This window comes from Staphylococcus argensis (assembly GCF_002902305.1).
GTDB classification, from domain to species: Bacteria; Bacillota; Bacilli; order Staphylococcales; family Staphylococcaceae; genus Staphylococcus; species Staphylococcus argensis.
On the sequence record NZ_PPPX01000016.1, the window covers coordinates 457,679 to 476,883 of the forward strand.

The following is a 19,205-nucleotide window of genomic DNA, read 5'->3' on the forward strand; positions in this document are numbered from 1 at the left end:
GAATGAAACATGGCTTTAACAGCAGGTATCGTAGGCTTACCTAACGTCGGGAAGTCTACCCTTTTCAATGCAATAACTAAAGCAGGGGCGCTAGCAGCGAACTATCCTTTCGCAACAATCGACCCAAACGTGGGTATCGTTGAAGTGCCTGACAGTCGCTTAGGCGTCTTAACGGACATGGTAGAACCTAAGAAGACTGTTCCAACTACTTTCGAATTCACTGATATTGCAGGTATCGTGAAAGGAGCTTCTAAAGGTGAAGGTCTCGGAAATAAATTCTTGTCTCATATCCGTGAAGTAGACGCGATTTGCCAAGTCGTGCGTGCGTTTGATGATGATAATGTGACGCACGTTTCAGGTAAAGTCGATCCAATTGATGACATCGAAGTGATCAATATGGAGCTTGTGCTCGCAGATTTAGAGTCTGTTGAAAAACGTTTACCTAAACTTGAGAAGATGGCACGTCAAAAAGATAAAAATGCTGAAAATGAAGTGCGCATTTTAACGCGCATTAAAGAGACGCTAGAAGCGGGCCAACCCGTGCGTAGCTTAGAATTTGATGCAGAAGATCAAAAATTTGTGAACCAAGCGCAATTACTTACATCTAAACAAATGCTATACATTGCGAATGTCGGCGAAGATGAAATTGGCGACGACGATAACGAAAAAGTGAAAGCGATTCGCGAGTATGCAGAGAACGAAGGCTCTACAGTCATCGTAATCAGTGCGAAAGTGGAAGAAGAAATCGCAACATTAGACGATGAAGACCGCGACATGTTCTTAGAGGACTTAGGTCTAGAAGAACCAGGGCTCAACCGTCTCATTCGCACAACATATGACTTGCTCGGTTTAGCGACGTACTTTACTGCAGGTGTGCAAGAGGTACGAGCATGGACATTTAGAAAAGGTATGACCGCACCACAATGTGCCGGCGTCATCCATACAGACTTCGAACGTGGCTTTATCCGTGCCGAAGTCACAAGCTATGAAGATTATGTTGAATATAATGGCGAGAATGGTGCGAAAGAAGCAGGTAAGCAACGTTTAGAAGGTAAAGACTACATCATGCAAGATGGTGACGTTGTCCACTTCAGATTTAACGTGTAAGTCTTTCTGGGTCTAGCGTAATCCGAATGCTACAGAAGCTCACTTTCCGTATATGGAAGGTGGGCTTTTTTGTGTGTGGAAGGAGATTTTGTGGAAAATAAGACAGCCGGGTGTCTAAAAATTTGAGAGTTTGTCAAGTATTTGAAGCGCTTATGAGCAGTGTGTAGGCGCACTTTAGAATATAATAGATTTATAAGTTAACACAATAATCAGAAAATAAGAGGTGGATAACATGATGAGCGATTGGTTGATGTACATATTGATTATTGGAATGATGTTGCCAGAAATGATTATTGGAGTAAAAAAGTTATATCAAAAGTTCAAAGGAGAGAAGACAACTAAAGAATAAAAAACAGTGAAGCCTTCCATAAACTGGAAGACTTCACTACATCTTTAGCACTCAATTTATGAAGTGAACCATTGTGCATTCACGTTAGAATCGAGATAGTTGGCATCCACATTCTGTTGTAATTCAGGTGAATAGTAACTATCTGTGTACTGCCATAATACTTTCTCGCGTGACGGTTCTTGGTTCGTGTAAGAAGCCATCCAATAGCCGTCATAGTCACCTACTGAGTTCGCTGCATTTTGTAACATGAAGTTCTCATAAGAGTAGAAGAGGACTTTCTTGTTACCAGCCAGGCTCTTCATTTCGTCGTACCAAGCAGAAGTCGCTTCGTCCGTCGTACCTGAAGTCACTGAATTCTGTTCGAAGTCATTCACGTAGAAGCTTGCTTTAGGTGCGCGGTTGTAAAGTGTTTGCGCTTCGTAGCGTGCATCTTGCGCATTCTCGTACATGCTGTATGAGTACACGCCGAATTTCATTCCTGCTTGGTCGAGGAGTGCAGAGTTGTGTTCTAACGTCTTATCGACATATTCAGAGCCATATTGGCCACGGATGATGATGAAGTCATAGTTCTTCTTCAATTGATTGACTTGCGCTTGAGTGAGCTGTCCTTGCCATTCAGAGATGTCTAATACGCGTTCACCTGAAGCGGTTTGACCACTTTCAGCTGAGCGGAATGGTGAACCGTTCTGATCGTTTGAGTCAGGTTTTTGAGCTTTTTCAGGGTGTTTTTGTAAGTATTCTTGATAACCAGACCCCATTGTCCCTTTGTGTTGTTCTGCTGCGTGTGAAGTTGAAGTGATTGCGAGTGTCGATACGCCGAGGATTCCTGCTGTGACAAGTCCTTTTTTGAGTGATGAAACCATGTATGATACTCCTTTATACTTATTTTTGGATAAAATTAAAGTAAAGCTAGTCTTATATATAAGTGAGAACATATTTAAATTCCAAATATAATAGTAATCGTAAAAGATTAAATACCGTTTGACAACCGTCCGCCCCAATTTTATAACAACTCGTAATACCTGTAATCGCATTGTAAATAGTTGGAGTAGAAAAATCGTCTTAAATCAAGGTGAATAGGATTGTAAAAAGTGAAAGTGTCTGATATAATTCTAGATTGGAACTAATGAAAATTATTCCTTGGGATGAAATGACTGAAGTAAGGCACTTCGGTGTCTGAATTGAGTCACGAGATTCCCCGCATAGACCATAAGGAGGTGCAATACACATGGCAGCAACATACGAAGTAATGTACATCGTTCGTCCTAACATTGAAGAGGATGCGAAGAAATCAGTTGTAGAACGTTTCAACGGCATCTTAGCTTCACACGGATCAGAGGTTTTAGAAACTAAAGATTGGGGCAAACGTCGTTTAGCTTACGAAATCAATGACTTTAAAGAAGGATACTACAACATCGTACGTATCAAGACTGATAACAACGAAGCTACTGACGAATTCCAACGTTTAGCTAAAATCAGCGATGACATCATCCGTTACATTGTTATCAACGAAGACGATGACAAGACAAGAAAATAATATGGGGGCGCTTAAATGATCAATAGAGTTGTTTTAGTAGGTCGCTTAACGAAAGATCCAGATTATAGAACAACACCCTCAGGCGTGAGTGTAGCGACATTCACTCTTGCCGTCAATCGTACTTTTACCAATGCGCAAGGTGAACGCGAAGCTGATTTCATTAACTGCGTTGTCTTCCGTAAACAAGCAGAGAATGTGAGCAACTATCTCTTTAAAGGTAGTTTAGCTGGCGTTGACGGTCGTATTCAATCACGTAGCTATGAAAACCAAGAAGGTCGACGTATCTTTGTGACTGAAGTGGTTTGTGACAGCGTTCAATTCCTTGAACCTAAAGGTCAGAACCAACGTCATCAACAATCCAACAACAACTTCCAAGACTTCGGTCAAGGACAAGGGTTTGGTGGCCAACAGTCAGGTCAGAATACGTCGTACAACAATAACTCATCTAACAATAATCAATCTGACAATCCATTTGCGAACGCGAATGGCCCGATTGATATCAGTGATGATGATTTACCATTCTAAAGTAAACGAACGGATATAAATAACAAATAAGAATAAGGGAGGCAGTTAACCATGGCAGGTCCAAGAAGAGGCGGACGTCGTCGTAAAAAAGTATGCTACTTCACAGCAAATGGCATTACTCACATCGACTACAAAGACACTGAATTATTAAAACGCTTCATTTCAGAACGTGGTAAGATCTTACCTCGTCGTGTGACAGGCACATCTGCTAAATATCAACGTATGTTGACTACAGCAATCAAACGTGCGCGTCAAATGGCGTTATTACCTTACGTTAAAGAAGAAAACTAATACTGAGATAAGATGAACCTCGTAGGCATGTGCTTGCGGGGTTCTTCGCTTATTATCGTGCACTGAGATGGCTTTGGTTCGAGTACGGGCTGAGCAGTGCAATGAGAGAACGCGCCGAAATAAGTGAGCGTGGTGAGTAGGTGAGTTAGTGGAGTGGAAGCATGGTGCAGACGAGCGCTGAATTCATCCTAGTGTGCAGAATGAGCTCTCCGCGAAGCACGAAACCATTTTACCATTACTAGAAAAAGCGTCATTAATACATACAGAATAAGGAATATCACACTTGCTATTCACGACGAACCTCGGGTTATGCTATGTTAAACCTAAGCACGTAACATGAGATTAATGTTATATTGAGAGTGAGAAAGATAAAGAAGGTGAAAGAATGAAATCTTATGCGAAAATCACTGCACAAGGGGCTTACGTACCTGAAAAAGTGATGACGAACGAAGATTTTGAAGAAATTGTAGAGACCTCCGATGAGTGGATCCAGCAACGTACAGGGATGAAAGAGCGACGTATTGCTGCGGAGGACGAATACTCTAGCGATATGAGCTATAAAGCTGTATTAGACTTACAGGAGAAATATGACGTCGATCTATCTGACGTGGATATGGTCATCAACGCGACGCTCACACCGGACCACAAGACGCCGAGTGTGGCATCATACGTTCAAGCGAGACTTGGTTTAGAACATGCAGGGGCTTTCGATGTCAATGCGGCATGTGCAGGCTTTACTTACGCTTTAAACCTAGCGAATGGCTTGATCTCTTCAGGTCAGAACAAGAAGATTCTCGTAATTTCTTCAGAAGTGTTATCTAAGATTACTGATTATACTGACCGAACAACATGTATTCTCTTCGGTGATGGCGCGGGCGCATTCCTCGTAGAATACACTGAAGATGACCCAAGCTTTATCGCAAGCACATTCGGTTCAGACGGTGCGAAAGCGCCAAACTTATATTGTACTGAGCACAATCAGACGATGTTTGGCGAAGATCTAGAGAACCCAGGTAAGATTGTTCAGAACGGCCGAGGCGTCTATAAATGGGCAGTAGGCAAAGTACCTAAGATTATTGAAGAAACATTGGCTAAGACAGATTATACGACAGATGATTTAGCTTGGTTCGTACCTCATAGTGCCAATGCACGTATGGACGAATCCATTTGCGAACGTGCAGGTCTCGATAAAGAGAAGCTATTGATGAGTCTAGAGTACTTTGGTAACACATCTTCTGCTACCATTCCATTGGCGATTGACTTAGCGATGCAACGTGGCCAAATGAAGAAAGGTGACTTAACATTACTCGTAGGCTTTGGCGGCGGTCTCGCTTATTCTTCAACGTTGATTAAGTGGGATTTGTAGGCGAAGAGTGGTATAGTGCGCGTTTTAAGTAAGTTTGAGTGTGATGAACTCACTGCTTAAAGCGCGTATTTTTATAAAAGGAAAGGGGGAAATGGGATGACAAAAGATGAAATTCAACAACGTATCAGAGCGATTTATCAAGATATACTCATTGACTTGAAAGTGGAATGTATCGATGACTACTTTGCGACGGATTACACGCAAGTAACGGATCATGATAAAGTAGATTTAGCTGGATTTAAAGCGCATTTGAGTAAGCTGAAAGAAGTTGTGGAGAAGTTAACGGTTGAGTCATTTAAAGATGAGTTGGTTGATGAGCGTCAGCGTAGTGTGTTTCTGAGATATGATGTGAAAGTGTTGAAAAAGGACGGCTCAGAAGGTGTCGTCGAAGTGTATGCGATCTTTAAGTTTAATGAAGAGGGGAAACTGGTTTCCTGTCGAGAGCTGACACAAGAGAGCAATCGAGATGTACAGGGTCTCGGAAGTATTTCATAAGTATAGTAAAAAGCGCGTGTTTACTTGGTAATGAGTGAAATCAAGTATCCACGCGCTTTTAATTTGGTCTGAGATAGGAGTGATTACATAGAATATTGGACCACATCCTCAAAGTCGTATTTCTTAAGTAACGTACAGCCTAGTGGGTGTTGACCTTGGTCCACATGCATATTGATGTCTTCAAGTACGTCTAAGATTTCGTATTCCGGCGTCGTAATGTCGAATGTGTATTGGAACAAATGGCCTTGTGTAGACATTACTGTAGCAACGAGCTCTTGGCCTTCCATGTTATAGTCTAACAATTTCATACTTAACCCTCCTGTTAAAATGTAGTATGTGTTTACAGATTAGAATTATTATAATCTATAAGCTATTGTACTGTACTATACCACGAATTTAAAGAGTTATGCATGAATTTTAGGGATTAATTTAAAATTATTCTAATCTAGTGAGAGTGGTTATCAGTTAAAACGTTTTCGTCATTATAGAGAAGGGTGAAGTCGAACTTTAAAGAGATAATAGGGACAATAGGAGATAATAAAAAAAGGTGGCTACGAGAGCCACCCTAAGAGTAATATGTTCATGAATATAAAAGACTAGTAGTTAAACTAACTACACTTTCATTCTAGCATAAAAATGTGAGCAATACCATGTTCGATTCTATAACTTTTTGTATTTAATAAGATTCAAATTGTAATATTGCCAAAATTAGAACTTAAAGGTATAAGTGTAATTTTAGACTTATTATATTGGTTATAGAGTTTATTATTGATAGAATGTTATTCGTGTGGAGGTGAAATAATATGGAAGAATTAGGTTCATTTATTATTATCAGTTTATTAATTATTATTGTTCCTGGTCCTGACTTTTTTATCGTCATGAAAAACTCAATTTCAGCAGGGAAGCGTAATGGCTTAACAGCAGCAACAGGAATTGCGACAGGACATCTCGCATATTCACTACTCGCAGTGTGTGGTCTCATCGTGATTGTCAGTAAATTTCACTGGCTCTTTGTGACAGTTAAATTATTTGGTGTGGCTTATTTAGTTTATTTAGGCGTACGCAGTATCATTAGTGCGCGTCAAAGTATGAACTTCTCAACACGCGGCATTGAACAACATGAGACGAAGTATTTCACTTCTTTCCGTCAAGGCTTTCTTAGTACGACCTTGAATCCGAAAGCGTTACTTTATTATCTCAGTATCTTACCTCAATTTATTAACACAGGTGAGGGCTTGAGTCTGCATATTCTAATATTATTAGGTAGTTTAATTATTTCGATTTGGGTATGGTTTATCTTCTGTGTTTATGTATTTCAGTACATCAAACGTTTCTTCGCCAACCGCGTATTTAAAGCGATTTTTGACTATGCAGTCGGCTTTATCTTAATTGGCTTATCTATCAAGTTATTGATTGGCTAATGAGTATTTTGCTTGTTGTAAAAGTCGTTGAAGTAGACTCAAGAAATCGAGGATAAGGCAACTTTAAGCGAGGATTCTAGAAAGCGCTAGATGCTTTTTAGAATCTCAAAGCTCGCCATTTTGGTCGCTTTTGTAAAACGAATTCATTTATACATATCATTTACTAAAAATGCTCCGTTTCGAGATGCAATTACTTGAAACGGAGCGTTTTATAGTTATTTATTATTAATTAATTGAACAACCCCACTGATAATCATGACGATAGCGGTTAAAGCTGTGACAAGTCCAGGAATATAGTTTCCAGTGAAGATCATTATGATTGGTAGCAAGACGAGCAATATTGCACATAGAAAATGCCAAATCGCTGAAATAATACGGCAAGGTAAATTTTTAAAATAAGCTAAAACCACGGCAGGTAAGAAAAAGATAATAAACGTAACCACATTTGCGACGAGCTCTTTTGGTTGATCTAAGTTTACGGCATTCGTACCAGGTGGGTTAGAAGCGGCTGTCACAACTTGTGTAACTACGATAAGTACAAGAGCTAATAGTGCCCAAGATATGCGAGAAATCATTAAAGAACCTCCTAAGATATTAAAATAAAATGCTAACCTTATTCTTACGAAATTAAATTATTTTGTCAAAATAGAATTGAAATTAATAAATATATGAGGGTGAAATTTAGAGCGCTCGTCATATTAGAGGTTTGTACTTGGTAGATTAGTATATAAGTGATGTCACTATTATGAAATCAGACGATGCTTGTAAGGAAAAGACAACGAAACCAAACAGATTTCTGTGTTTCTCCAAAAAAAGCAGGACAGAAATCCAACTGATTTCTATCCTGCTCCTCATTACTATCGTTAATCCCTATAAGTGCAATATTTAAATCAACAAGTGAATGCATTAGAGCATCTTAGGAAAGATGAAAGAGATAATTGAGATTATCTAAGAAACTTCCTAATAGTACTGCTAGAATCACTGTAGTTACGCTTAGGAACACATGTAGTGGTCGCATTTCATTCTTCTCTTGTTTGTCGAATAGTACAAAAGCGATGAAGACAGCAGTAATTGCTCCAATGAGAATCGTTAAGACCATAGATCTGCCTCCTCAGTACTAACGTAAGCCCTTGTTGTTAGTTATTGTATCAAAGCAGATCTATAAGAATAAAGCGAATTTGACGCAAAAAACCTTACAATCATGTAAGGTTTTTTACACATATTTAACAATGGTGACAGACCTAAAAACGATAATTCTTTCATCACAAGGTTTCATACGATATTATAGTCTGTCATATTTGTAATATTTGATAATAGCTAGTTGGATTTTTGAGAGCAATTTTTGCAGCATTAAACTTATTTATCTACTGCATCTGTTTTAATATCTTTAGATTTTAAGAATTTCTTGATCTTCTTCTGTTGTTTACCATTCACATCGCCTGCATATTTCGTAGAAACATCGACAACATTGAGCTCGTTCTGAGGCTGGTAATCAAGTTCTTCAATATCTTTATCTGCATCTTTAATTGTGCTGTTAAGAGCAGTGAAATATTTAATGATACGGTCTACGTTATCTTTATATCCAGCTGGAAGCGTGTTGTTTTTCATATATTTCTCGAAACGTACATCGTTTTTAATAGACAGGTGAGATAGGTTAGTAAGACGATCTGCTTGTTTATCTGTAATCTTCTTATCCGAACCATACTGTCTATCTAATTTATATTGCATCAAGTATTTATTATCAAGAATATCAGAGTTCACATCCACATATTTTTGAATCGCTTGATTGGCTTCTTTCTCTGATAACTTTTTACCTTTCGTCTGGTCTTGGAAGATGTCCTTTTCAGATAGTTCTTTCACGTTTTTAGGCGCGTTTCTAGAACTATGATCTTGGTGATCTTCATCTTTGTTGTTACATGCTGCTAGAGTGAGTGTAAGTATCATTATTAATCCGAGAATCAGACTTTTCTTCATTGTACAAGAATCTCCTTTAGTGTCCGTAATTACATAAGGTTCGCACCTTTAAGGGTACCATGATTTAGAGGGTAAGAACATTAATTTTAACCGCAGATTCATGACATCTTCTTGAACGAATGATGAGTATCATCGCAGTTAAATCTTCTTCATAAAATTAAGACGCATAGAAGAACTTCACATTCTCCTATACGTCTTAGTGCATTTTCTTTAAAATAAAACTGCCGGACGTCTTATTTTCTAAACTTATCAAATTGAATCACGTTACTTTTATGTTTAGAGGCTTCTTCAAGATTACTATATTTAATATTACTATAAATTAAATTCGTAAAAAATAAAAAGAGAGCCTCATTCGCTTTGAGACTCTCTTTATCAATCGCGCATATTCGTATTAATAAATGATAGGTGGAATATGCATTAATTACGAATTATATAATCGAATGCATTGAGTGCAGCGTTTGCGCCTGCGCCCATAGAAATAATGATTTGTTTGTTGCGATCGTCTGTCACGTCACCAGCTGCAAAGATACCTGGTACGCTTGTGGCATTCTTACGATCAATCATTACTTCGTTACCTTGGTTTAACTCAACATAGTTGTCGAGCCATTCCGTATTAGGGAGTAAACCGATTTGAACAAAGATTCCGTCGAGTTGAATCTCGTGTTCTTCACCTGTTTCTTTGTCTTGATATTGAATGCCTGTCACGCTATCTTCACCTAATACTTCAGTAGTTTGGGCATTTTTAACAATCGTTACGTTTGGTAATTCTCTTAAACGTTCTTGTAATACATTATCTGCTTTCAATTCAGGATTACGTTCGAGTAATGTTACATTTTTAACAATACCTGCTAAATCGATTGCGGCTTCAACACCTGAGTTACCTCCGCCGACAACTGCGACATCTTTACCTTCGAATAAAGGACCGTCACAGTGTGGACAGAATGCAACACCTTTGTTAAGCAAACGATCTTCGCCAGGAATTTGTAATTTACGCCAACGTGCACCTGTCGCGATAATCACTGTCTTACTCATTAACTTCGCATCATTGTCTAACGTCACTTCAATGCCATCGTCTGTCTTCTCAATACCTTTAGCTTGAATACCTTTCATCACATCGACGTCATATTGGTTGATGTGATCTTCAAGTGCAGATGAGAACTGAGGTCCTTCTGTTTCTTTCACAGTGACAAAGTTCTCGATAGTAGCTGTATCGTTAACTTGGCCACCGATACGGTCAGCGACGATACCTGTACGTAAACCTTTACGTGCTGTGTAAATCGCTGCAGTACCGCTTGCAGGGCCACCGCCTACGATAAGTACGTCGTAAGGGTCTTTGTCATTGAATTCAGAAGGGTCAGCTTTACTGCCGAGTTGGTTCAGAATATCTTGAACAGACATACGTCCGTTGCCGAATTCTTCACCGTTTAAAAAGACAGCAGGCACAGCCATGATATCTTCGGATTCGTCTTTAAAGACTGCACCGTCAATCATAGTGTGGGTGATGTTAGGGTTCACGACACTCATCAAGTTGAGTGCTTGGACGACATCTGGACATTTCTGACAAGTCAAACTGACGAATGTCTCAAAGTGAAGTGGACCTTCTAAAGATTTGATTTGGTTGAGCACACTTTGCTCTTCTTTAGGTGGACGACCACTTACTTGTAGTAGTGCGAGCACGAAAGAGTTAAATTCATGACCCATTGGGATACCGGCGAAAGTGATGCCAGTATCCTCGTCAGGGCGATTAACAGTGAAACTTGGTGTACGTTTAAGGGATGCCTCTTCAACTTGGATTTGAGATGACATCGCTGATACTTCGTCTAACAGCGCTTTAAGTTCGTCAGATTTATCATCAGAACCTAAACTTGCGCGTAAGACAACGTCACCTTCCATGAGTTGAAGTAATTGTTGTAATTGTGACTTTAACTCATCATTAAGCATTTAAATCAATGCCTCCTTAGATCTTACCAACTAAATCAAGGCCTGGTTGTAATGTTTCAGAACCTTCTTCCCATTTAGCTGGGCAAACTTCGCCTGGGTTCTTACGTACGTATTGAGCAGCTTTAATCTTACGTACTAATGTGCTTGCGTCACGGCCGATACCTTCAGCATTGATTTCAGCAGCTTGTACCACGCCGTCTGGGTCGATGATGAATGTACCACGGTTAGCTACGCCGCCTTCTTCGTCTAACACGTCGAAGTTACGAGTGATAGTTTGAGAAGGGTCACCGATCATTGGGTATTGTACTTTGTTGATTGCTTCTGAATGATCGTGCCAAGCTTTGTGTACGAAATGAGTATCTGTTGATACAGAGTAAACATTTACGCCAAGTTCTTGTAATTTGTCGTATTGATTTTGTAAGTCTTCTAATTCTGTAGGACATACGAATGAGAAGTCAGCAGGGTAGAAGCAAAGGATACTCCAAGAACCTTTTAAATCTTCATCTGATACTTCGAAGAATTCGTCTTTCTTAGGATCATAAGCGTTCGCTGTGAATGGTAAGATTTCTTTATTGATTAAAGACATAGATAAACATCCTCCTGTTTCGTAATCTGTTTTTTTGAATTAGAATTACCAAGCCTTGTTATTAACGCTTGTTTATAATAATTCTAATCTCTTAAGTCTAATTATCACATGGTAATATCAATTCGTCAATATAAGCGCTTTTGAGTAAAAGTGTTGAAATGATAGGAATTTTAAATGTCTCTTAACAGAATTTAACCTCGTTTAACAAAATTATCATAAATTCTAAGAGAAATCGTGATGATTGAGACGGAATTTCAATTAGAGATAGTGATTCTCAACTGAGGGTGCATCTGAGACAAATTGTAAATATCTAATTTTTAATGTTAAAACGCTCGTTTACTTGGGAGCAGGACAGAAATCTGGTTGCTTTCGTAGTACCTCACCTGTAAGAAGAGCTAAGTTTCATAAGAGTTTAAGCCATTAAGAAGTCAGATAGCTACTACGTTTTTTAACTCGTCTAAATTACGAATCCATCATAATATAAACAATAAGTCGTCTAATCTCTTAGTCTTAGGTTAATTAAAGAAATTTTAGATTTAATTCTTACGAAATCTATACCGATGACAACCTAACATAAAAATCAAACTAACAATCAACCATATTATTAAATATATAAAATTAAAATAATGCTGATGTTCAATTTCTAATGTGAGATTTCCGGGTAGGTATTTGCTAAATTGCTTTAAAGAACTTAAAGATTTCATTTCTGGCATCGCTGTAAATAATGACATCATTCCAAATAAAAACAAAGAAATTAAATTGAAAAAAGTAGCCTTTCCTATGGTTTGGGCTAGGAATCCAAATCCTACACCAATGCAAGAATAAATAAAATAAATTAATACTATTCCTATATATGTGGACCATCTCAAGTAAAGAGGGTGGTTAAATATAAAAAGGCTAATTATTATTGATAATAATGTAATGATTAATATAATAAATATTTTAGAGATAATAATTTCAATTAAAGAAGCGGGTGTTTTAATTAATCCTTTAAGCGTTCCTTTATCATTCTCTTCAGCGAATAAATTCATTAACGTCGATAAACTAATCATTACAAGAGTAAGATTGATAAGCATCAGTTGAAACATTTGAAGTATATTTTCGGGTATATCTTTACCGAAGGCAACACGCCACATATAAGATAGTCCAATTATGACGATAGGCATTAATATGATAGAAGGATTTCTGATTGCCTCTTTGAAATCTTTTTCAAGTAAAGCAGACATTCTCTGAGCATTCATACTAAACTAACTCCTTTCCGGTAACTTTAATAAAGATTTCATCAAGATGTGGTAAATCTGTAGATATATACTTTAGATTATTGTCGTGTATTAAAGTTTTAATATATTCTCCGGTTTCTTCTGTAAGTGGTAAATATTTAATCTCATTCTTACAATTGATGACTTTAATTTGTTGGTTACTAAAGCGATATCTTAAATTTTCGGGTGTATCTAATAGCTGTATTCTACCCTCATTGAGTAGAGCAACACGATGACAGAGTTTAGTTGCTTCCTCCATATTGTGAGTAGTTAGAAAGATAGTCGTACCTTGTTTATTTAGTTGAACTAACCCTTTATGAATATATTCCATTGTTGTAGGGTCTAGAGAAGCTGTGGGCTCATCTAAAAAGAGCAGTTCCGGGTTGTGTAGTAAAGATCTTCCTAAAAGGACACGTTGTTTCATTCCTTTAGAAAGGTTCTTGAATAGTGTTTTCTTCTCTTTGTTTAAATTAATAAAGTCGAGAATTTCTTCAGCCTTTTTTATTGATTGGTTATATAATTTAGCAAATATTTTTAAATTGTCCCACACGCTTAGTCGTTGGTATGCTGTGCTCTCATCGGAAAGTATACCGATTTTAGATAAAAAAGCTTTATTTCCAATACTACTTCCCGTAAAGTCCATCACATTTAGACTGCCCTTAGACGGAACGGTGTTTCCTGTAAGCATATTAATTGTAGTAGTTTTTCCAGCTCCACTTGGACCTAGAAATCCAAAAATTTCTCCACGCTTAACTTTAAAATCAAGATGCTCAATAGCCACCTTATTTCCGAATCTCTTACTTATATCTGACATGTGTATAATATTATTCAAAAAAGTCGCCTCCTTTTTTCTAACTTCAAAGTAATTTATGAATACTAAGAAGTCTATAAAAGGAAGGCGAAATGTACTGTTATAATTATAAATTGTAACTATGAGATATCGAAGAATCGTTCTATATCCTTAGATTTCTGACGCGATAAAGGGACAAGAGTATCTTTATCATGATTGAGACGTATAGAGTAATTATTTTTAGACCAAGAAATAACTTCACTTACTTTTTGCAAGTTAACAATATATGAACGATGGCATCTATAAAATCCATATGGCTCTACTTTGTCAGATATAGATTGAAGTGTATCATCGTAAACGTATTCCTCATTATTAATATAAATAATAACCTTTCCATTCTGGCTCTCTATAAAATCTATATCTATTGGATCAATGAATAAAGTTTTCTCACGTGTTTTAACCACTAGTCTTCTCAATTTTAGATTTTTTACAGCGTAATCATCTTCTTGTACTTTTGAATGATTATCTTCAAAGGTAGATATTGGCTTTATGATATCTCTATTTAATCTATAACAACAATCTGTAATGAGTAAAGCTTCTTTTGCATTGTTTGTTAAGACCATTATAGAGGATGACTCACCGTACTTTTTCAATAAGCTGATTACTAATTGAGTTCCATTTATACTCAAATTTTGAAGAGGCTCTTTAATGATAAATGTAGGATGTGGATGTATTAGGATTTGGGTGAGAACTAAACGTTTATATACATCATGATTAATATTTTTAACCCAGTGTCGACTTTGTTCATTTAAATGAAATAGCTTTAAAATTTCTTCAACTGAGTAGGAGGAATTAAACCATTTTATCCAGAATTTAATAATCTCTCTAACGCTAAGTCGTTCAGGTAGGGGGTGTTCAAAATCTATAAATGAAATCGAAGAATTATCTCGATTATAATTTAATAAATCCTCTTGATATTGACGCTCAGTAACAATTGTTGTGAGATTTGGTGGTATAGTGAATTTTTTATTTGGGTTAATATAGAGTGTCTGTTCAGTCATTTCAATTCTCTCCGATAAAATTAATCATTGTATCATGCGAAATTACTTTAAGTTTAACATAAAAAAACACGACAACCCTCATCTACGGGCTGCCGCGTTTCACTATCATCTCGCTTATCTTTCTCGATCCCAATAACGTACACGTTCGAATGCTTGAACGATAGCTGTTGGGTCGTCAGAAGTGATGACACCTGGCGCGTCAAAGTTCACTTTACTATTAGCCATTTGTTCTTTCGCTTTCTCATTTACAACAATTGGTTTGTTGTGTTTGTAAGCGAGTTCCGCAAACTCTTCAGCTGCAGGATGCATATCTGAACCATCTGAGATCACGATCAAGCTATCGAAGAGTGTTGGATGTGCAGTGTCATATGTTTCAGTGATACCGAAGTCTTCTGAAATTGCTTTAGGGTGCGGACCGACAAAGGCATAGTTAAGATGCTTGTCTGCAAAGACTTGCGCATAAGATTTCAATGTTTCTTCACTGATATCACCGTTTGTCGCTACTGCTACTGAGTGACCTTCGAGTGGAATGTTGTATTTCGTCATTGTAAGTTGACTATCTTTCGCATCTGTTTGAACTTCTTCATTCTCTTCAGGAAGTTCAACACCAACATTCTCTGCAACGCGTTCTGCGAGTTCACGGTCAACTTTATTCAATTGATTTACCGCATTTTGCTTAACGCCAATGTCTTTACATTTACCGATTTCGAATGAGAAACCATCAACAGTATGATCGAATTCAGGTTGCGTTAAACTGTTGAGATACAGTTTCGCTTGAGTGTAGTAGTCTTTAAAGCTTTCACTACGTTTGCGAATCTTGCGACCTTCTACTTTCTCTTGATAGTGCTCATAACCGCCTTCTTCACGTGGTGTCGTATGAGGGTCATTGTTGTTAAGGTAGTTTTTATGATAAGCTGTTTGACCTTCGTGCTTGTTCATTTGATGCATACCGTCACGTTGGTTATTATGCACTTCGTTTACTGGGCGGTTGATAGGGATTTGGTTAAAATTAGGTCCGCCAAGTCTTGAAATTTGTGTATCTGTGTATGAGAATAAACGACCTTGTAATAATGGGTCATTTGAGAAGTCGATACCAGGAACGATATGACCAGGGTGGAAAGCAGCTTGTTCTGTTTCATCAAAGACGTTCGTTACGTTTTGATTTAAAGTCATCTTACCTACGATCTTCACAGGAACTTGATCTTCTGGCCAAATCTTAGTTGGATCTAAGATATCAAAGTCGAAATCAAATTCTTGTTCTGGACGGATGATTTGTAAGCCTAACTCCCATTCAGGGTAGTCGCCTTTCTCGATAGATTCGTATAAATCTTTACGGTGGAAGTCGACATCTTTACCGTGAAGGATTTGCGCTTCGTCCCAAACTAGAGATTCAAGACCTTGTTTCGGTTTCCAATGGAATTTCACGAAGTAAGATTGACCTTCTTTATTCACTAAGCGGAATGTGTGAATGCCGAAACCTTCCATTTGTCTGAAGTTCTTAGGAATACCGCGGTCACTCATTGCCCACACTGCAGTATGAGTAGACTCAGGGTTCTGAGCGAAGAAATCCCAGAATGTATCGTGCGCTGAACCACCTTGAGGTACTTCGTTATGAGGTTCAGGTTTAACCGCATGAATTAAATCAGGGAATTTAATTGCATCTTGGATAAAGAAGACTGGAATATTATTACCTACGAGGTCAAAGATACCTTCGTCAGTGTAGAATTTCGTCGCGAAACCGCGTACGTCACGCACTGTATCAGGTGAACCTTTAGAACCTTGAACAGTTGAGAATCTTACAAAGACAGGTGTTGTTTTTTCAGGATGAGTTAAGAAATCAGCTGATGTATATTCAGATAAGTCCTCATATACTTGGAACTCACCGTGTGCACCGAAACCACGCGCGTGCACGATACGTTCAGGAATACGTTCGTGGTCGAAATGCATGATTTTTTCTCTGAAATGGAAGTCTTCAAGTAGACTTGGACCACGATCGCCGACTGTTAATGTGTTTTCATCTTCACTAATTTTCACGCCATTGTTCGTCGTCATGGCTTGTTGATCATTATTTTTACGAAATTGTTGCAATTGTTCTTGCTTTTTATTAGACATACTATTCCTCCACTTTCTTACTCTTTTTTATTCCACGATTATTAAAAACAAAACGTTATTCAAAGCGACAGTGAATTGAAATGGAGAGTTATTCGTTGTGTGATTAAAAGGTTTGTTTGCTAGTTGTCGAATACTTTTACAATTGATATAAAAATACCCAGCTAAGACTGCAATAGCTGAGTACTAAAGAATATAGTATATTTTGTTTTTTTGACGAGCTTTCGCTTGCTTAGGGGGCTGCATTCAACTAATTCTTATCGCTCAAAGAGCTCTAAGAATGGATTTTCATTGCAGCCTTAATCCCTCAAGCGTCTCAAGCCGTCTTTAAAACAAAGGTTAATATAGTTATTTAAAGAAATATTAATAGTTTTTGCTTAGTAGTATTACAAGAATAAAATTGCCTAGAATATCTACTCAATTCAAAAAATTAACTTACTTCATTACAATCACAATGGATTAAATTCAACCTTGTCTTTGTCTTTTATTTAAGAGTAATAAAAGAGAATGAAACAGAAATCTATTTAATTTCATTGTTTCATTCTCTCAAAAACATTATTTAAATGTCACTTTCACACTACCGACATCAGTATAAGATGCTTCGTAAGTGCCTTTCTTAACCGGAATTGGAGAGATAAAGGTACCAGAGGAAATCACTTGTCCGGCTTTCAAATGCTTGCCATGATCGGCGAGTTTCTTCGCTAACCATTGTACAGATTTCACTGGATTGCCAAGGACTTCAGTTGAGTCTCCAGTTTCGATTTCTTCACCGTTGAATGATAAGGATAATTGAATTTCAGCGAATTTATCGTAAGAGAGTGGTGCAACTTCTTCTCCAACGACAATTAATCCTGTAGCCGTGTTATCCGCAAGTAAGTCTCCGAGTGTGAAGTTAGGGAACCAGTCTTGATAGCGTGCGTCTGGTACTTCGATGCCAGGTGCGATGCGTACGCTATCTAATACTTCTTCGGCACTAGGGTCTTGAGGTAAGTCTGCCGTCAGTATAAACATGATTTCTGGTTCGATAAGTGGGTCAAATAAATCAGAAACTGCGATTTCACTCTCATGTTTAAAGACTTTATTCGACAATATTGTGCCATATGCAGGTTCGTGTGTATTAGCGATGCTTTGGGTATCGGCACTTGTCATGCTGACTTTGTAGCCGGCCACCTCTACGTTCTGTGCATCTTTAAGTTGCTCGATGAGTAAGTCTTGCGTTGCGTAAGCTTCAGGTTCAGAAAGTTCTACACTTTTACTAATAAAAGGGATCGGTTCGTGATCCTGAAAAGCTTTGAATAATTGTTGTGCAACCGCTTGATTGCCTTGTGTCATATAACATCTCTCCCGATTTAGAATTCTGAAAATTGTTACTAATATCTTAACGATAAATACACAATTATGCAACGGAAGAGCCAAAATCGACCGTGTAATATTGAATTTAGCTCACATTTTACCGGAAGAAGAATTCGCTTTCGCAGTTTGTTTAGCGGTTAAATAGGGTAAAATAATATCAATCATCACCCGATAGAAATTGGATGCATAAAGGAGTGAAAGCATGGGGGACTATGTTTACAACTTATTAACACAACATCACTCAGTCAGACGGTTTAAAGACCAACCGCTCCCTGAATCTGATGTTCAACACATCGTGGAAGCAGGCCAAGCAGCTTCAACTTCCAGCTACTTACAAACCTACTCTGTCATCGGTATTGACGATCTTCAAGTCAAAGAGAGCTTGAAAGAAGTTTCTGGACAGCCATATGTAGAAGATAATGGCTATTTATTCGTCTTCGTCATGGACTATTATAGACATTCAGTCATGGACGATGAACGTCAAGAAGACTTGGAAGAAGCGTTTGGCTCTACTGAGAACCTACTCGTAGGATCTATCGATGTCGCGCTACTGGCTCAGAACATGGCGGTAACCGCAGAAGATATGGGCTATGGCATCGTCTATCTTGGCTCATTGCGTAATGATGTTGCGCGTGTGAAAGAAATCTTAGACCTCCCTGACTATACCTTCCCGCTATTTGGTATGGCAGTAGGTGTGCCGGCAGATAACGAGAATGGTTCACCTAAACCGAGACTTCCTTTCGAAGCGGTCTTCCATAAAAACAAATATATTCATGATAAGACACAACATCGTCAGTTATTGAGACGTTACGATCAAACGGTAAGTGATTATTACCGTCAACGTACGAATGGAGAAAGAACGGAAACTTGGTCTAACCAAGTGATCAACTTTATGAGTACGAAACAACGTCTTGATATGTTAGATGAGTTGAACAAATCAGGATTTGTGAAGAAGTAAGAAGATAGAGGACTCTGTGTAGACGTTTGATAAAGCGGAATAGCAACGGATACGCCGAGTTCTTTTTAAACATATAAGCCTCA

At 38.0% G+C, this 19,205-nt stretch carries 20 protein-coding genes; 8 read left to right on the forward strand and 12 right to left on the reverse strand.

The features are described from left to right. Positions 1-9 precede the first annotated feature (9 nt). Complete coding sequence (ychF, locus tag CD039_RS10975; RefSeq protein ID WP_049405377.1) at positions 10-1,107, forward strand: redox-regulated ATPase YchF; 1,098 nt, start codon at positions 10-12, stop codon at positions 1,105-1,107. A gap of 405 nt (positions 1,108-1,512) precedes the next feature. Here ychF and CD039_RS10980 read toward each other — a convergent pair whose 3' ends face one another. Next, positions 1,513-2,319, reverse strand: a complete 807-nt coding sequence (locus CD039_RS10980) for a GH25 family lysozyme (RefSeq protein ID WP_002472751.1) — start codon at positions 2,317-2,319, stop codon at positions 1,513-1,515. A gap of 365 nt (positions 2,320-2,684) precedes the next feature. Here CD039_RS10980 and rpsF point away from each other — a divergent pair, with 365 nt between their 5' ends. From rpsF to CD039_RS11005, 5 genes are all read left to right on the forward strand, one after another. Next, entirely contained in the window at positions 2,685-2,993 is a 309-nt protein-coding gene (gene rpsF / locus CD039_RS10985) for a 30S ribosomal protein S6 (RefSeq protein WP_002472759.1), read from the forward strand. A gap of 15 nt (positions 2,994-3,008) precedes the next feature. Continuing rightward, the gene (gene ssb, locus CD039_RS10990; protein WP_002472790.1) at positions 3,009-3,518 is read left to right on the forward strand and encodes a single-stranded DNA-binding protein; all 510 of its coding nucleotides are present in this window, start codon (positions 3,009-3,011) and stop codon (positions 3,516-3,518) included. A 51-nt stretch (positions 3,519-3,569) separates the two neighbouring features. Beyond that, positions 3,570-3,809 carry a 30S ribosomal protein S18 gene (rpsR, locus tag CD039_RS10995; protein ID WP_049405376.1) on the forward strand — a complete coding sequence of 80 codons (240 nt, stop codon included), beginning with the start codon at positions 3,570-3,572 and terminating at the stop codon, positions 3,807-3,809. Positions 3,810-4,194: 385 nt separating this feature from the next. Beyond that, positions 4,195-5,175: a ketoacyl-ACP synthase III gene (locus tag CD039_RS11000; RefSeq protein ID WP_103372348.1), complete on the forward strand. Its 981-nt coding sequence runs from the start codon at positions 4,195-4,197 to the stop codon at positions 5,173-5,175. 96 nt (positions 5,176-5,271) lie between these two features. Further along, positions 5,272-5,670 (forward strand): hypothetical protein, encoded by a 399-nt coding sequence (locus tag CD039_RS11005; RefSeq protein WP_103372349.1) that lies wholly within the window; start codon positions 5,272-5,274, stop codon positions 5,668-5,670. An 83-nt stretch (positions 5,671-5,753) separates the two neighbouring features. On the opposite strand, the gene CD039_RS11010 is transcribed toward CD039_RS11005, so the two are convergent. Then, the gene (locus tag CD039_RS11010; RefSeq protein ID WP_002472778.1) at positions 5,754-5,978 is read right to left on the reverse strand and encodes a hypothetical protein; all 225 of its coding nucleotides are present in this window, start codon (positions 5,976-5,978) and stop codon (positions 5,754-5,756) included. Positions 5,979-6,473: 495 nt separating this feature from the next. Between CD039_RS11010 and CD039_RS11015 the strand changes: the two genes are divergently transcribed. Continuing rightward, on the forward strand, positions 6,474-7,091 hold the full coding sequence (locus CD039_RS11015; protein ID WP_002472774.1) for a LysE family translocator: 618 nt from the start codon (positions 6,474-6,476) through the stop codon (positions 7,089-7,091). Positions 7,092-7,306: 215 nt separating this feature from the next. Here the strand turns inward: CD039_RS11015 and CD039_RS11020 are convergent, their stop codons facing one another. From CD039_RS11020 to CD039_RS11065, 10 genes are all read right to left on the reverse strand, one after another. Beyond that, a complete protein-coding gene (locus CD039_RS11020; protein ID WP_103372350.1) occupies positions 7,307-7,666 on the reverse strand; it encodes a hypothetical protein in 360 nt (119 codons plus the stop codon). 341 nt (positions 7,667-8,007) lie between these two features. After that, positions 8,008-8,190 (reverse strand): hypothetical protein, encoded by a 183-nt coding sequence (locus CD039_RS11025; protein WP_002472733.1) that lies wholly within the window; start codon positions 8,188-8,190, stop codon positions 8,008-8,010. Between the two features lie 257 nt (positions 8,191-8,447). Beyond that, complete coding sequence (locus tag CD039_RS11030; RefSeq protein ID WP_103372351.1) at positions 8,448-9,065, reverse strand: NDxxF motif lipoprotein; 618 nt, start codon at positions 9,063-9,065, stop codon at positions 8,448-8,450. Positions 9,066-9,482: 417 nt separating this feature from the next. Further along, complete coding sequence (gene ahpF, locus CD039_RS11035; protein WP_103372352.1) at positions 9,483-11,006, reverse strand: alkyl hydroperoxide reductase subunit F; 1,524 nt, start codon at positions 11,004-11,006, stop codon at positions 9,483-9,485. A gap of 16 nt (positions 11,007-11,022) precedes the next feature. Next, positions 11,023-11,592 (reverse strand): alkyl hydroperoxide reductase subunit C, encoded by a 570-nt coding sequence (gene ahpC / locus CD039_RS11040; protein WP_002472723.1) that lies wholly within the window; start codon positions 11,590-11,592, stop codon positions 11,023-11,025. 536 nt (positions 11,593-12,128) lie between these two features. After that, on the reverse strand, positions 12,129-12,833 hold the full coding sequence (locus CD039_RS11045; RefSeq protein ID WP_103372353.1) for an ABC transporter permease: 705 nt from the start codon (positions 12,831-12,833) through the stop codon (positions 12,129-12,131). A gap of 1 nt (position 12,834) precedes the next feature. Further along, the gene (locus CD039_RS11050; RefSeq protein ID WP_103372354.1) at positions 12,835-13,683 is read right to left on the reverse strand and encodes an ABC transporter ATP-binding protein; all 849 of its coding nucleotides are present in this window, start codon (positions 13,681-13,683) and stop codon (positions 12,835-12,837) included. A gap of 98 nt (positions 13,684-13,781) precedes the next feature. Next, positions 13,782-14,702: a LytR/AlgR family response regulator transcription factor gene (locus tag CD039_RS11055; RefSeq protein ID WP_103372355.1), complete on the reverse strand. Its 921-nt coding sequence runs from the start codon at positions 14,700-14,702 to the stop codon at positions 13,782-13,784. Between the two features lie 114 nt (positions 14,703-14,816). Then, the gene (locus CD039_RS11060) at positions 14,817-16,814 is read right to left on the reverse strand and encodes a catalase (protein ID WP_103372356.1); all 1,998 of its coding nucleotides are present in this window, start codon (positions 16,812-16,814) and stop codon (positions 14,817-14,819) included. A 552-nt stretch (positions 16,815-17,366) separates the two neighbouring features. Beyond that, positions 17,367-18,143 carry a 2-keto-4-pentenoate hydratase gene (locus CD039_RS11065; RefSeq protein WP_103372357.1) on the reverse strand — a complete coding sequence of 259 codons (777 nt, stop codon included), beginning with the start codon at positions 18,141-18,143 and terminating at the stop codon, positions 17,367-17,369. Positions 18,144-18,366: 223 nt separating this feature from the next. On the opposite strand from CD039_RS11065, the gene nfsA reads away from it, so the two are divergent. Then, complete coding sequence (nfsA, locus tag CD039_RS11070; protein ID WP_103372358.1) at positions 18,367-19,122, forward strand: oxygen-insensitive NADPH nitroreductase; 756 nt, start codon at positions 18,367-18,369, stop codon at positions 19,120-19,122. Positions 19,123-19,205: the final 83 nt, after the last annotated feature.